This window comes from Kitasatospora sp. GP82 (assembly GCF_029892105.1).
Lineage (GTDB): Bacteria > Actinomycetota > Actinomycetes > Streptomycetales > Streptomycetaceae > Kitasatospora.
The window spans coordinates 146862-159448 of the sequence record NZ_JARZAJ010000008.1; the positions used below are offsets into that span (position 1 = coordinate 146862).

The window sequence follows — 12587 nt, forward strand, 5'->3', positions numbered from 1 at the left end:
TTCAATGGGACGAATCGCGGTCAGGCCGGCAGCAATGCGAGTTTCGAGGGCTCGCTGATGGAGAGCCTGGGGACTGCGGGGGCGATCGCCTTGGCCATCCCGCCGAGCGCTCGGCCGGGGCCGATCTCGACCAGCAGGTCGCAGCCGAGTTCGCCGACCAGCGTGCGCACCGAGTCGGTCCACCGCACCGGGCTCACCATCTGCTGCTTCAGCAGCTCGGGCCAGGGCGCCAGGTTCCAGTACGGGCGGCCGTCCACATTGGCCACCACCGGGACGCGGCCCGAGCCGAAGCGTACGGAGTCCACCACCCGGCCGAAGGCGGGCAGTGCGGTGAGCATCAGCGGGGTGTGGAAGGCGCCGTCCACGGTGAGCGGCTGGACGCGCAGGGCGCCGAGCCGTTCGGCGGCCTCGGCACAGCGGGCCACGCCCTCCGGGTCGCCGGAGAGTACCGCCTGCTGCGGAGAGTTGAGGTTGGCCACCCACACCCTGGCGCCCTCGGCGCGCAGTTCGGCGGCGGCCTGCTCCAATCGGCCCAGGTCCAGGCCGAGTACGGCACTCATGGTGCCGGGTGTGCCGGCGCAGGCGCCGCGCATCGCCCGGCCGCGCGCGGCGACCAGGCGGACCGCGTCGTCGAAGCCGATCACCCCTGCGGCGGCCAGCGCGGTGTACTCGCCCAGGCTGTGCCCGGCGCAGGCGGTCGGGGTGAGCACGGCGGGGATCTCCTCGCGCAGCTCGCCGAGGATCACCCACTCCAGGACGAAGGTGGCCAACTGGGCGTTGTCGGTGCGGCGCAGGGTCTCCTCGTCCGCGTCCAGGAGCAGCGCGGCGACGTCCTGCCCGCTGATCTCGCTCGCCCGCTCCACCGCCGCCCAGCCGGGACGGTCGGCCCAGGGGCGTCCCATACCGGGTCGCTGGGAGCCCTGGCCGGGGAACATCAGGGCCAGTCTCGGTGCACTGCTCGTCGGTGTGCTGCTCATCCCACTGTCTCCCCGTTCGATGTCCGACGCACAACCTCCGAGAAATTGTGCGAGACCTTATTGAAAGCCGGATCGAATCCCGATAAAAGCATGTCACTTTCGGTCCCCCCGGTGCCTCTTTGGTGCAGACGTCCTTGTCGGGCCGGTAATGCCACTCGTACGTTTCGTTGTGTTCCGTCGCCGAAATCATCGAAATCATCGAATCGCGAGAGGGAATGAGAATGACCCAGCAGACCGTCGAGCAGGACATCGACTACCGCGAGCAGGTCGGCGCGATCGTCATCGAGGAACTTGAGCTGGAGCCCGACGAGTTGACCGACACCGGCCACTTCATCGAGGACTACGACAGCGACTCGCTCTCGCTCATCACCGTCGTCGCCCGCATCGAGCGCGAGCTCAAGGTGACCATCCCCAAGACCGACCTCGGCGAGCTGGTCAACCTGAAGCTGCTGGTCGAGGCCGTCGCCAAGTACGCGGGGGAGCGTACGGATGGCTGAGCAGCCGCACCGTCGGGTCGTCATCACAGGACTCGGCGCGGTCAGTCCGGTCGGTATCGGGGCGGACGTCTTCGCCTCGGCCGTCCGGGAGGGGCGCAACGGCACCTCGGAGATCCGCAGCTTCGACGCGAGCGCGTTCCCGAGCCGCCGGGCCGGCGAGGTGCACGACTTCGAGCCGTCCGAGCTCCTGCACAATCTGGACCTGCGGCACTGGGGCCGCAGTGGCTTGCTGGCCGCGGCGGCGGCCCGGCTCGCACTCCAGGACTCCGATCTGGACCCGGAGTTGCTCTCGCGCAGCCGGGCAGGATCCATTATGGGCACCACCAGCGGTGAGTCGGCGGTGCTCCAGGAACTGGCCGGCCAGTGGATCGGCGAGGGCCTGAAGAGCATCGAGCCCCGGCTGGTCAGACAGGCGCCGGCCAGCCAGATCGCCAACGCGGTCAACAGTGAACTGGGCCTCACCGGCGATGCCCAGACCATTCCGACCGCCTGTTCGGCGAGCAACTACGCGCTCGGGTACGCGTACGACATGGTGCGCAGCGGCGAGGCCGAGTTCATGGTGGCCGGGGGAGCGGATGCGGTGAACCGGCTGACCCATGCCGGGTTCTACGCGCTCGGGGCGATGGCGGAGGATCTGCCCCGACCGTTCGACGCCAACCGCACCGGCATCCTGACCGGTGAGGGCGGCGCCGCGCTGCTGCTGGAACCGCTGGAGCACGCGCGGGCCCGAGGGGCCAGGATCTACGCCGAGGTGCTGGGCTACGCGGCCAACTGCGACGCCGAGCACATGGTGCACCCGGACGCGGCGAGTATCGCGGAGTGCATCCGCACGGCCCACCGCAACGCCGGGGTGACGCCCGACCAGATCGACTACATCTGTGCCCACGGCACCGGCACACCGACCAACGACGCCACCGAGGTGCAGGCGGTACGGGCGGCATTCGGCGAGAGGATCCCGCCGATCAGCTCGATCAAGTCGATGCTAGGGCACACCATGGGCGCGGCCAGCGGCTTCGGGGCGATCGCCTGCTGCAAGGCACTTGAGCAGGGCTTCCTGCCGCCGACGGCCAATGTGGTGCAGGTCGATCCGGCGTTCGGCCCCGGGGTGGACTGCGTACCGGGACGGGGACGGGACGCGGAGCTGAACATCCTGCAGAACCACGGCTTCGCCTTCGGCGGCAACAACGTGATCACTATCCTGGGGAGGCTCGGATGACGGGCCGCCCTACGGCCGGCACAGCGGAGGGTGCAGTGGCAACGGCGGTAGCGGTCAAGCCGCTTGCGGTGGTCGGGGCCGGGGTGGTCTCGGCGGCCGGGTACGGTCTGGCGCCGCTGGGCGAGCTGCTGCGCGGCGGGGCCGTCGACGCGGTCGCTCCCGAGGCCGGGGACTATCCGCCGCGGGCGGTCAGGACGGTTGCGGACTTCAGGGTCGCCGACCACCTGGGCAAGAAGGGCACCCGGTACCTGGACCGCCTCACCTCCTTCGGACTGGTCGCCTGCAAGCAGGTGTTGGAGGAGACCGGCGCGCCGCAGACGGACGAGGAGCGGGCCAGGACGGGCGTGGTCATGGCCACCAACACCGGCAGTGTGTCCAGCCACAGCGCGCTGCTGCACGACACACTGGCGCAGGAGAAGCCGTACCAGCTCAACCCGGCGCAGTTCCCCAACACGGTGATGAACTGCGCCGCCGGGCAGGTGGCCATCCGCAACGGGCTCAAGGGCCTCAACGCGACCGTGGCGGGCGGCCAGAGCGCCGGGCTCTTCGCCTTCCGGCACGCCAGGATCGCCATGACCCTCGGCCGTGCCGACCGCCTGCTGGTCGGCGGCGTCGAGGAGTTGAGCGGACCTGCGGCCTGGGCCTGGCACCGTACCGGTGTGCTCGCCGAGCGGGCTGCGCTCGGCGAGGGCTGCGCGGTCTTCGTGGTCGAGGAGCCGGGCGAACGTGCGCCGCTGGCTCTGCTGCTGGGCTGCGAGGTCGCCTACTTCGGTCCGTCCGCCGAACCGTCCGGCCGCCGGCACGGGCTGGCCGGTGGGCTGGCGCTGGTGATCGAGCGGGCGCTGGAGCGCAGCGGGGTACGGCCCGAGGAGGTGGACACCGTCTCACTCGGCGCCACCCAGCACATCGGCCTGAACCGGCTGGAGGAGCGCGGGGTGCGCAGCGCCCTCGGCGGCCTCCCTGCGCCGGTGCGGGTCGGTGAGGTGCTCGGCGAGACGTACAGCGCCTCCGGAGCACTGCAGTTGGCGGCGCTGCTGGCGCTCTGGGCGCAGGAGCCGGCCGGACCCCGTACCGGTCTGGTCACCTCGATCGGGCACGACGGAAACGTCGGAGCCCTGGTGGTACGGCGGCCTTGAGCCGAACTTCCCCGAGTGGTGAGGGGCCGGCCGTGAGCGGCGGCGTCCCGGGAGTCCCCTTCCCGTGGGCGCCGCTGCTGTTCTGCGGACGCGGGTGCCCCGGACGAGTGCATCGGAACGGATGGTGAGTGATGGCTGTGAGTGCGTCGTACGTCGGCCGACGGTATCCGAGGACGGAGCCGTACGAGGTCGGCCGGGAGAAGATCTGGGAGTTCGCGCGGGCGATCGGCGAGCCGCACCCGGTGTACCGGGACGCGGCGGCAGCGGCGGAATCGGGCCACCCGGAGGTGATCGCACCGCCGACCTTCGCCATCGTGCTGTCCATGCACGCGGAGGAACAGGTCACCCTGGACCCGGAGTTCGGCTTCGACTTCAGCCGGGTGATCCACCGGGACCAGCGCTTCGAGTACTCCCGGCCGGTTCGGGCCGGCGACCGGTTGACGGTGGCCGTCGAGGTTGCGGCGGTGGCCTCCGTGGACGGCAACGACGTGGTGACCCTGCGCGCCGAGATCCGCGACGCGCGGCAGGAGCATGTGTGCACGACGACGTCGACTCTGGTGTCACGGGCGGTGGTCGTGTGAACGGGAAGGCTTCTGTCGCGGTCGGTACCCCGCTGCCGCCGCTCTCCTTCCGGCTGACCCGGGCCGGTCTGGTCCGCTACGCCGGGGCTTCGGGGGACTTCAACCCGATCCACCACAGTGACCGGGTGGCCGCCGGGGTCGGGCTGCCCGGGGTGATCGCGCACGGGATGCTGACCATGGGTGCCTCGCTGCGTGCGGTCAACGAGTGGACGGGGAACCCCGGTTCGGTGCTCGACTACAGCACCAGGTTCACCCGTCCCGTGGTGGTGCCGGACAGCGACGAGGGTGTGGAGCTGACGGTCGACGGCTCGGTGGTCGCCGTACTGGACGAGGCCCGGGTGCGGTTGGAGCTGACGGTCCGCTGCGGTGGCGAGAAGGTGCTGGCGAGGACCAGGGTGGTCGTCCGCGTCTGAGTGGACGTTCTCCGCGGACAGCAACCGTGCAATGCCCTCAAGGGCATTGCACGGTTGCTGTCCGTCTGCGGGGGGCAGCGGTCAGAGCCTGCGCAGGGTGAAGGTCGGCGTCGGGCCGTGACCGGTCTGAAGGTCGGGGATGTGCCCGCTCAGCACGTAGGTGCCGAACGGGGTGGCGGCCGCGGCCGTCGGTCCCTCGACCGGCCACGGGTCCGTCGAGCGGACCGGTCGGGCGCTGCGCCAGCCGTCGTGGGAGCGGAGCACCGTGACCGCGTCGGCTCCGTTCGGGATGCCCGAGATCCGGCCGTTGGCGTTGCGGGTCACCACCAGGCTGCCGTCCGGCCGCAGGGTGAGGCCGTCGGCGCCGACGAGCGGCTTCGGCAGCGCGACCTCGGTCAGCTTCGGGGTGCCCCTGGTGGTCACCCGGAACAGGCGGCCGCTCTCGTAGTGGCCCACCACCAGGTAGCCGCCGTGGTGCCAGACGATGCCGTTGTCGCCGACCACCCTGGGGGTGAGGCGCGGATCGGTGATCAGCGGCGCGGCATGGCCGTCCGGGTCGATCCTGACGATGGTCGCGGAGCCCGAGTTGGTGACGTAGACGTTCCCGGAGTCGTCCACCGCGAGATCGTTGGCGAAGCTGACCGGCTCGCCCTCGAACAGCGGTGTGCGGCGCAGCAGCCGACCGGTGGCGAGGTCGTACTCGGCGACCCCCGAGGTGGGTGGCTGCTCGACCGGCGTGGCCTGGCGGATCCAGAAGTCGGTGTAGGCGACCAGGATCCGGCCCCTGGGCACGTCCACCTTGACGCCAAGTGTCGAGACCATGCCGAAGGCGGGGGCGAGTTCCTTGACGGTGCCGTCCGGTGCGACGGTGGAGAGCGTCCCGTAGCGGACCGAGCCGACCACGAAGGCCCGCCGGGTCGGATCCCAGGCGACGCTCTCCGGGTAGAGGTCGGCGCCGCGCGCGGTGATCGTCGAGCCGGGCAGCCGCCAGTGCCCGGCCGCCGCGGTCGATCCGGGGGCGGCGGTCGGTGCGGCGAACGCGGGTACGGCGGAGGTCAGCGCGAGGACGGCGGCGGTCGCGACCACGGCGGCCGAGAGTCCGAGCGCCGGCCGACCGCTCGCGGCCGCTCCGGATGGGGTGCGAGGCACGGTGAACTCCTCTGAAGTGAAGGGATGTTCGGGAACGGGTGGCAGGGCCGCCGGGGTCGCCCCGGCGGCCCACAGGCCCTGTGGGGGAGAGGTGGGTCTGGTGTCAGTCCACCAGGGCCGGCTGCGGCTCGGCCGCGATCGGCTGCCCGGTGGCGGGCTGTGGCCTGCGGATGAACAGGGCGCCGAGTGCACCGACCACCACGACCGCCACCCCGAGCCAGATGGCCTGTTGCAGACCGTGGACGAACGCCTGGCCGGCGTTGCCGCCCCTGCCTGTCTCGGAGTCGACGCCGTGGGTGAAGACGGTGGTCAGCACGGCGATGCCGAGCGCGCCGCCGAACTCGCGGATGGTGTTGTTCACGCCGGACGCCTTGTTGTGCTCGTGCTCGGCCACGCTGCTGATCACGGTGGCGGGGTTGGCCGCGAAGACCAGGCCCATTCCCACCCCGGCCAGCACCAGGGCGGGCACCAGCGCGCCGTACGAGATGTCGGGCTTGGCGATCACGGCGATCCAGCCGAGCGCCAGCGCCTGGAGGGCGGAGCCGGCGGCCTGCAGGATGCCGCCGCCGACCCGGTCCACCAGCATGCTCGCGATCGGAACGACGACCATCGGCGCCGCGGTCCACGGCAGGGTGCGCAGACCGGCGGCGAACGGGGAGTAGCCCATCGGGCCCTGCATGAACTGGGCCAGGAAGAAGATCGAGCCGAACACCCCGAAGTACATGGTGAGCGAGACGGCGTTGCTCAGCATGAACGAGCGGATCCGGTACATCGTCAGCGGAACCAGCGGCTGGGGGGAGCGCCGCTCGTACGCGATGAAGGCGATCAGCAGGACGACGGCGCCGCCGAGGCCGGCGACCGTACGGGTGGCGCCCCAACCCTGGTCGGCGGCTCCGACGATGCCCCAGACCGCGCCGACCACCGAGCCGGTGATCAGGGCGATGCCGACAAGGTCGAGGGAGCGGTCGCGGCCCCTGCTCTCCTGGATCGCCCAGAGCGCCAGCGGTACGGCGATCAGGCCGACCGGGACGTTGATCCAGAAGATCCAGTGCCAGTCCAGGCCCTCGGTGACCAGACCGCCGGCCAGCGGACCGACCGCGATACCGAGGCCGTTGACGCCGCCCCAGACGCCGACCGCCAGTGCCCGCCGCGCCGCCGGGACGGCGGCCACGGCCAGCGTCAGCGAGACCGGGAGGATCATCGCGGCCCCGGCACCCTGCACCACCCGGGCGGCGACCAGTTGGCCGACCGAACCGGACAGACCGCAGGCGGCCGAGCCGAGGGTGAACAGCACGATGCCCCAGTTGAAGACCCGGCGGCGGCCGAAGCGGTCACCGAGGGCGGCACCGGCAAGCAGCAGCCCGGCGAAGGCCAGGACATAGCCGTTCACCACCCACTGGAGTTCGGACTGCCGGACCTGGAAGTCCTTGCTCATGTCCACCAGGGCGTTGGTCACAACCAGGTTGTCGAGGGACACCATGAACATCGGGACGGACGTCGCCACCAGGGCCCACAGCGCCCCCGGTCGGTTGCTCGCCATCTCTCCTGCTCTCCTTTGTCGGCCCAGCAAAGCGGGTACCGAAGCGGCCACCAGGACTCTCCGCTATCGGGTACCGGATACTACTGCTATCTAAATTGGGTGGACAAGCGGAGGACGCCGGAGGGTGATCGGTCGGGTCGGCGGCGGCGCGTACCGCCGACCCGACCGGCTCGGGCGCCGCTTGTGCGGCCGGGGGTGGGTGCCGCCTAGGCGGCCGGGGCGGCGGTGGGCGGCAGCTGGATCTCGAACGCGCCGAGCTGGGCGAGCAGGAAGAGGTCCTGCCGGCAGGCCCAGTGCTCCACGACCAGGCCGTTCTCGACCCGGTAGATGTGGATGTGCTCGATGTTGACCTGGCGTCCGGTGGCCTCCACGCCCAGGAAGTTGCCGACGTGCTTGCCGGTGAACCGGACCCGGATCACCGCCTTGTCGCCGTCCGCGAAGCTGTCCAGGTGCTCCCAGTTGGCCCCCTCGAAGACGCTGTTCATCCAGCGTGCGGTGCCCAGGTAGCCGCCGGGGCCGCCGGGGGTTCCGGGCGGGGCCTCGTAGTCGACGAACTCCGGGGCGACCAGCTTGTACGCGACCTCCTCGTCCAGGTCGTTGAAGATCCGCCCCATCTCGTGGGCGATCTCAAGGACGCTCTCGGGCATGTCGCTCCTCCTCTTCTCCGTTGACTTGCTGCTGAATTGACCTGTCGTCACTGGCCGACCCCGGCGCCGCCGGTGACCGGGATCGCCCCGGCGGTGATGTAGGCGGCCTCCTCGCTGGCAAGGAAGCGGACCACGGCGGCCACCTCCTCGGGCGTCCCCGTACGGCCCAGCGCGGTCTGGCCGATTACGTACGAGCGCCGGGCGTCGGTGACCTCCCTGACCATGTCGGTCTCGATCAGGCCGGGGGTGACCACGTTGACGGTGATCCGGCGCCTTCCCACCTCGCGGGCGAGCGACCGGGCGAATCCGATCAACGCGGCCTTGGACGCCGCGTAGTTGGTCTGGCCCGGAGCTCCGGTGAAGCCGCTCATCGAGGAGACGAAGACCATCCGTCCCCACCGGGCCTTGACCATGTCGGTGGTGACCTCCTTGGCGACGTTGACCGCGCCGATCAGGTTGGTCTCGATCACCGCCCGGAAGTCCTCGTCCGCCATGGCCACCAGCAGCTGGTCCCTGGTGATACCGGCGTTGGACACCAGCACCTCCACCGGCCCCTGCTGGACCCGGACTTCCTCGACCGCCGCCCGGACGGCCGCCGCGTCCGTCACGTCGCAGCGCACCCCGAACAGGCCCTCGGGAGGCTCTCCCGAGCGGTAGGTGACGGCGACCTTGTCGCCCTGTGCGGCGAAGGCGCGGGCCACGGCCAGGCCGATACCCCGGTTCCCGCCGGTGATCAGTACGGAACGGCTCAACTCTGTTCCTCTCCAAGCGATGGCGGCCCTCCGCCGGGTAGGTGCGGTTCAGCCCGCGAGGAGCTTCTCCAGCTCGTCCCCGGCAGCCGCCGCATCGGTGAACTGCACGGCCTGCCAACCGGCTTCACGCGCGCCGGCGATGTTGTGCGCCAGATCGTCGATGAGCACGCAGCGCTCGGCGGGTACCCCGGCCCGCGCGGCGGCCAGCTCGAACATCCCGGCGGACGGCTTGCGGTGGCCGACCTCGAAGGAGAGCAGCACCGCGTCGAAGTGCTCGTCCGGATCAACCATCCGCCGCCAGTGCGCGTCCCAGGCGGGCGGCATGTTGGACAGCATTCCGACGAAGGTCCCGGCGGCACGCAGCCCGTCCAGCCGGTCCAGCCACTCGTGGTTGGTCTCCCGGCCGTCGAACCAGATGTCGGCCAGCGTGGTGAGCTCGGCGGTGTAGCCGTGCTCGGCGGCGAGCACCTCGCCGATCTCCCGCAGCCACTCGGCCTCGCTGACCAGCGGAGTGTCGATCGGGAGCATGAAGTCCTCGGTCCCGTACCGGGCGGTGACCTTGCCGAGGGCTGCCATCAAGGCTTCCGGATCGAGCTTCATGGTGGTGCAGAACTTGCCGAAGGTGTGGCCCAGCGGCGGGGTCAGCACGCCGCCGAAGTCGGTCCAGACGGCATGGGCCGTAGAAGAAACCTGGCTGCTCACGGCCGCCTCCTCACTGGGTGTCGGGCAGGGACATGGGTTCGCCGCCGGGGCCCTGGACGAGCCGGGCGGAGTCGAGCAGGGTGATGGTCACCGAGGCGATCGGCTCTTCGGCCTGGCTGAAGCCGACGGCGAAGTCCCGGCGCCCGGTGCCCGAGGGCGGGCCGCCGCAAGGGAGCCGCACCGAGGCGGTCACCGGGGTGTCCAGCTCGGCGAAGCGGCCGAACGAGGCGTCCAGGCGGACGACCTGGGTCTCGCGAACCGCCGCCGGACCCGTGGACTCGCCGAACGCGAGCAGTGCCAGCTGTCGGGCGGCCTCCACCAGCACGGCGGCCGGCAGGTGGTCGTAGTCGTGGTCGAAGAGCGAGCGGTTGCCGAACCTCGGGGTGACCAGGGCGTGCAGCACGCCGCCCGCCACCCGGGGCCGGGCCAGCACCACATTCAGCGGGTTGGCCCGGCCGACCGCCTCGGCCGCGACCTGGCCCTGCGGGGCGAGGTCGGGATAGTCCGAGGTGTACGGCGCGGGGGTGCCGCGCTGGGAGTGGCGCAGTATCTCGTGCTCGTGCTGGTTGACGAAGAGCACGTCCATCGCATGCTCGCCCACCCGGGTGTCGTCGATGAAGAACTGCTGCTCCACCCGGCCACGCCGGACCCGACCGGTGCGCGAGCGCTTGCCCGAGTACTCGGTGTCGATCCGCAGTTCGGCCGGGACGCGTCCGATCAGCAGGGCCGCAGGCTCGTCCAGCGCAAGGGTGAAGTTGTCGACGATCATCGCCGTACCGGGCCTCAGTCCCATGTGCGCATGCGAGCCGGCGATCCCGGCCTGCCGGCCGGCCTCCAGCAGCAGCAGCGGGTCGAAGAGCGCGGGACGCGCCAGGTGATCGCTGAAGTACCCGTGGTTGAGCGGAAGTTGCGCTCCGGACCGGACGGTCGACTCACCCAGCTGCTGGACGTCGGTGACGAACACCTCCGACACTGCCGTGCGGTGCACCAGGGCGCGCTCGACCGTACGGCCGAAGCTGAGCCCGGTGGGCTGGACAACAGGTTCGAGCTCTGTGGGCATGGGTTGCTGCTCCCTCCGGGAGTGGGCCCCTTCGCTACGGACTCCACCTTGGCCGAAGGGGGTCAACCCGCTGTCCAAGCCGGATCAAAGCAGTCGCACCGGCCCGGGACGTGCAGCGGCGCCCACCTCGGGGTCCGGTGGGCGCCGGTGCAGACGGCTGGAGCGGGCGCAGTATGGAGACATATGCTATCCATAATGGCCTGGCCTGTAGCGGGTGTACCGGCAGGCGGGTGGAGCGGGACAGTCCGGACAGGAGAGACGATGCGAATCGGGGAGTTGAGCAGCCGAACCGGTGTGCCGGTGCCCACGATCAAGTACTACCTGCGGGAGGGGCTGCTTCCGGTCGGTGAGCGGACAAGTCCCAATCAGGCCCAGTACGGTGATGCGCATGTGCGGCGGCTGAAGCTGGTGCGGGCGATGCTCGACGTCGGGAAGCTCTCCATCGCCTCCACCCGGGAGGTGCTGAACGCGATCGACGCACCGGGCAACACCCTGCACGGGATGCTCGGGGTCGCCCAGTCCGCCGTCACGGCCAAGGTCCCGGCCGGCGAGGACACGGCCTGGAAGGAGGCCGACCAGCTGGTGGCCGAGCTGATCGAGCACCGGGGCTGGCGGGTCAAGCCGAGCAACCCGGCCTGGCTGACGCTCACCCAGATCGTGGCGACCTTCAAGGACCTCGGCCAGGAGGACCTGCTCGACATCCTCGACGAGTACGCGTCGGCCGCCGAGCGCCTCTCGGCCGCCGAGGTCGCGGTGGTCGCGGGCCGCTCCGAGCCGGACAGCCAGGTCGAGGGGGCGGTGCTCGGGACAGTGCTCGGCGATGCGCTGATGGCCGCGCTGCGGCGGCTGACCCAGGAGGACGCCTCGCACCGCTCGTTCACGGAGGCTGCCCCGACCGAGGGGGCCGAGGCGGCCGGCTGATCCCTTCCCGTACCGAACCCGGGGGCGCGGGGCCTGCCCGCAGTCGGTCAAGCAACGCCTCAGCGCCCCCGGATGTACGGACGGCCGACCGTCAGATCGCGGCGGGGAGGAGTGCCGTGCTGACGCGGAGGTGGTGCACCCGTGCGGGCGGCAGATTGCCGAGTACGAAGTCCTGCGCGAATCGATGCTCAGTCAGCACTCGGTCCAGCACCGACTGGACGCCGAGTGTGCGGATCCTGCTGGGCCCGGTGGTGAGGGATCGCCGCAGTGCGGGCACGCCCGCGTAGGCGAAGAACGAGAGCGTCCCGCCCGGAGCCAGCGCCCCCAGTAACCGGTCGAAGATGGTGCCGGCGGTCTCCGCGTCGAAGTTGGCGAACGGCAGCCCGCAGACGATCGCGTCGTACTGTCCGAGCGTCAGGTCCTGGACGAAGCCGGAGTGCAGTCGCACCCGGTCGGCCGCACGGCTCAGCACCGGGTCACGGCTGAGGCCGTCGGCCATCCGCCGGGCGAAGCGCGGGTTTGCCTCGATCAGGTCGAGGGTGTCCGCCGGGCCGAGCGCCCGGACGATGTGCCTGGTCACGGTGCCGGTGCCGGGCCCGACCTCCAGGATCCCGCGGCCCGCTTCGAATCCGAGCCCCTTCCCGCCGCCCCAGGCCCTCCCCGGTTCCCGGCTCCTGTCGACGTACCGCGCCAGGGCCCGCCCCAGGCCGTTGCTGCTGGGCGCGATGGCACCGGTCTCCCGATGGGTCCGGAAGAACTCCTTGGCGAACATCAGATCAATCATGGCCCCCACCCGAGACGAAAGATAGATACCTCGACTATCGGATAGTGGACATTACCAGGATCCGTACAGTCTTACGCAGGGTAGGCGCCGGAGGTTCCCCTACCGGCCGGTCATGTCTCCAAAGGGGTATGGCGTGCTCCCTCTTGCGTTCAACCGGCCTTGCCAGTGCGGCCCTCGGGCTGCCTAGCCTGGGTCCGGCGCCAGGCGGCGCC

Annotated in this window: 14 protein-coding genes; 6 read left to right on the top strand and 8 right to left on the bottom strand. The window is 70.8% G+C overall.

All coding sequences use genetic code 11. The features are described from left to right. Positions 1 to 20: 20 nt before the first annotated feature. Positions 21 to 977, bottom strand: a complete 957-nt coding sequence (locus tag P3T39_RS10840) for an ACP S-malonyltransferase (protein WP_280697237.1) — start codon at positions 975 to 977, stop codon at positions 21 to 23. A 221-nt stretch (positions 978 to 1198) separates the two neighbouring features. On the opposite strand from P3T39_RS10840, the gene P3T39_RS10845 reads away from it, so the two are divergent. From P3T39_RS10845 to P3T39_RS10865, 5 genes are all read left to right on the top strand, one after another. Further along, positions 1199 to 1474, top strand: a complete 276-nt coding sequence (locus tag P3T39_RS10845) for an acyl carrier protein (RefSeq protein WP_280697238.1) — start codon at positions 1199 to 1201, stop codon at positions 1472 to 1474. Next, positions 1467 to 2690, top strand: a complete 1224-nt coding sequence (locus tag P3T39_RS10850) for a beta-ketoacyl-[acyl-carrier-protein] synthase family protein (protein ID WP_280697240.1) — start codon at positions 1467 to 1469, stop codon at positions 2688 to 2690. Before P3T39_RS10845 ends, P3T39_RS10850 begins: the two co-directional genes overlap by 8 nt. A gap of 35 nt (positions 2691 to 2725) precedes the next feature. Beyond that, complete coding sequence (locus P3T39_RS10855) at positions 2726 to 3826, top strand: beta-ketoacyl synthase N-terminal-like domain-containing protein (protein WP_280697242.1); 1101 nt, start codon at positions 2726 to 2728, stop codon at positions 3824 to 3826. Between the two features lie 131 nt (positions 3827 to 3957). After that, positions 3958 to 4407, top strand: a complete 450-nt coding sequence (locus P3T39_RS10860) for a MaoC family dehydratase N-terminal domain-containing protein (protein ID WP_280697244.1) — start codon at positions 3958 to 3960, stop codon at positions 4405 to 4407. After that, positions 4404 to 4820, top strand: coding sequence for a MaoC/PaaZ C-terminal domain-containing protein (locus P3T39_RS10865; RefSeq protein WP_280697245.1), 417 nt, complete (start codon positions 4404 to 4406; stop codon positions 4818 to 4820). Before P3T39_RS10860 ends, P3T39_RS10865 begins: the two co-directional genes overlap by 4 nt. An 81-nt stretch (positions 4821 to 4901) precedes the next feature. Here P3T39_RS10865 and P3T39_RS10870 read toward each other — a convergent pair whose 3' ends face one another. The 6 genes from P3T39_RS10870 to P3T39_RS10895 form a co-directional block, all read right to left on the bottom strand. Beyond that, complete coding sequence (locus tag P3T39_RS10870; protein ID WP_280697246.1) at positions 4902 to 5969, bottom strand: hypothetical protein; 1068 nt, start codon at positions 5967 to 5969, stop codon at positions 4902 to 4904. Between the two features lie 103 nt (positions 5970 to 6072). Further along, positions 6073 to 7509, bottom strand: a complete 1437-nt coding sequence (locus tag P3T39_RS10875; protein WP_280697247.1) for a DHA2 family efflux MFS transporter permease subunit — start codon at positions 7507 to 7509, stop codon at positions 6073 to 6075. Between the two features lie 206 nt (positions 7510 to 7715). After that, a complete protein-coding gene (locus tag P3T39_RS10880) occupies positions 7716 to 8156 on the bottom strand; it encodes an ester cyclase (RefSeq protein WP_280697248.1) in 441 nt (146 codons plus the stop codon). 47 nt (positions 8157 to 8203) lie between these two features. Next, positions 8204 to 8908 (bottom strand): 3-oxoacyl-ACP reductase FabG, encoded by a 705-nt coding sequence (gene fabG / locus P3T39_RS10885; protein ID WP_280697249.1) that lies wholly within the window; start codon positions 8906 to 8908, stop codon positions 8204 to 8206. Between the two features lie 48 nt (positions 8909 to 8956). Next, the gene (locus P3T39_RS10890; RefSeq protein ID WP_280697250.1) at positions 8957 to 9610 is read right to left on the bottom strand and encodes an HAD family phosphatase; all 654 of its coding nucleotides are present in this window, start codon (positions 9608 to 9610) and stop codon (positions 8957 to 8959) included. A gap of 10 nt (positions 9611 to 9620) precedes the next feature. Further along, positions 9621 to 10670 carry an AfsA-related hotdog domain-containing protein gene (locus P3T39_RS10895; RefSeq protein ID WP_280697251.1) on the bottom strand — a complete coding sequence of 350 codons (1050 nt, stop codon included), beginning with the start codon at positions 10668 to 10670 and terminating at the stop codon, positions 9621 to 9623. Positions 10671 to 10931: 261 nt separating this feature from the next. Between P3T39_RS10895 and P3T39_RS10900 the strand changes: the two genes are divergently transcribed. Next, positions 10932 to 11591 (top strand): MerR family transcriptional regulator, encoded by a 660-nt coding sequence (locus P3T39_RS10900; RefSeq protein ID WP_280697252.1) that lies wholly within the window; start codon positions 10932 to 10934, stop codon positions 11589 to 11591. Positions 11592 to 11682: 91 nt separating this feature from the next. On the opposite strand, the gene P3T39_RS10905 is transcribed toward P3T39_RS10900, so the two are convergent. Beyond that, positions 11683 to 12375 carry a methyltransferase gene (locus P3T39_RS10905; RefSeq protein ID WP_280697253.1) on the bottom strand — a complete coding sequence of 231 codons (693 nt, stop codon included), beginning with the start codon at positions 12373 to 12375 and terminating at the stop codon, positions 11683 to 11685. Positions 12376 to 12587: the final 212 nt, after the last annotated feature.

What these genes read in the sequence shown, in the direction of transcription:
- P3T39_RS10880 (WP_280697248.1), bottom strand. Translation starts at nt 8,156, where the DNA reads ATGCCCGAGAGCGTCCTTGAGATCGCCCACGAGATGGGGCGGATCTTC.
- P3T39_RS10875 (WP_280697247.1), bottom strand. Translation starts at nt 7,509, where the DNA reads ATGGCGAGCAACCGACCGGGGGCGCTGTGGGCCCTGGTGGCGACGTCC.
- P3T39_RS10850 (WP_280697240.1), top strand. Translation starts at nt 1,467, where the DNA reads ATGGCTGAGCAGCCGCACCGTCGGGTCGTCATCACAGGACTCGGCGCG.
- P3T39_RS10845 (WP_280697238.1), top strand. Translation starts at nt 1,199, where the DNA reads ATGACCCAGCAGACCGTCGAGCAGGACATCGACTACCGCGAGCAGGTC.
- P3T39_RS10840 (WP_280697237.1), bottom strand. Translation starts at nt 977, where the DNA reads ATGAGCAGCACACCGACGAGCAGTGCACCGAGACTGGCCCTGATGTTC.
- P3T39_RS10905 (WP_280697253.1), bottom strand. Translation starts at nt 12,375, where the DNA reads ATGATTGATCTGATGTTCGCCAAGGAGTTCTTCCGGACCCATCGGGAG.
- P3T39_RS10895 (WP_280697251.1), bottom strand. Translation starts at nt 10,670, where the DNA reads ATGCCCACAGAGCTCGAACCTGTTGTCCAGCCCACCGGGCTCAGCTTC.
- P3T39_RS10860 (WP_280697244.1), top strand. Translation starts at nt 3,958, where the DNA reads ATGGCTGTGAGTGCGTCGTACGTCGGCCGACGGTATCCGAGGACGGAG.
- P3T39_RS10900 (WP_280697252.1), top strand. Translation starts at nt 10,932, where the DNA reads ATGCGAATCGGGGAGTTGAGCAGCCGAACCGGTGTGCCGGTGCCCACG.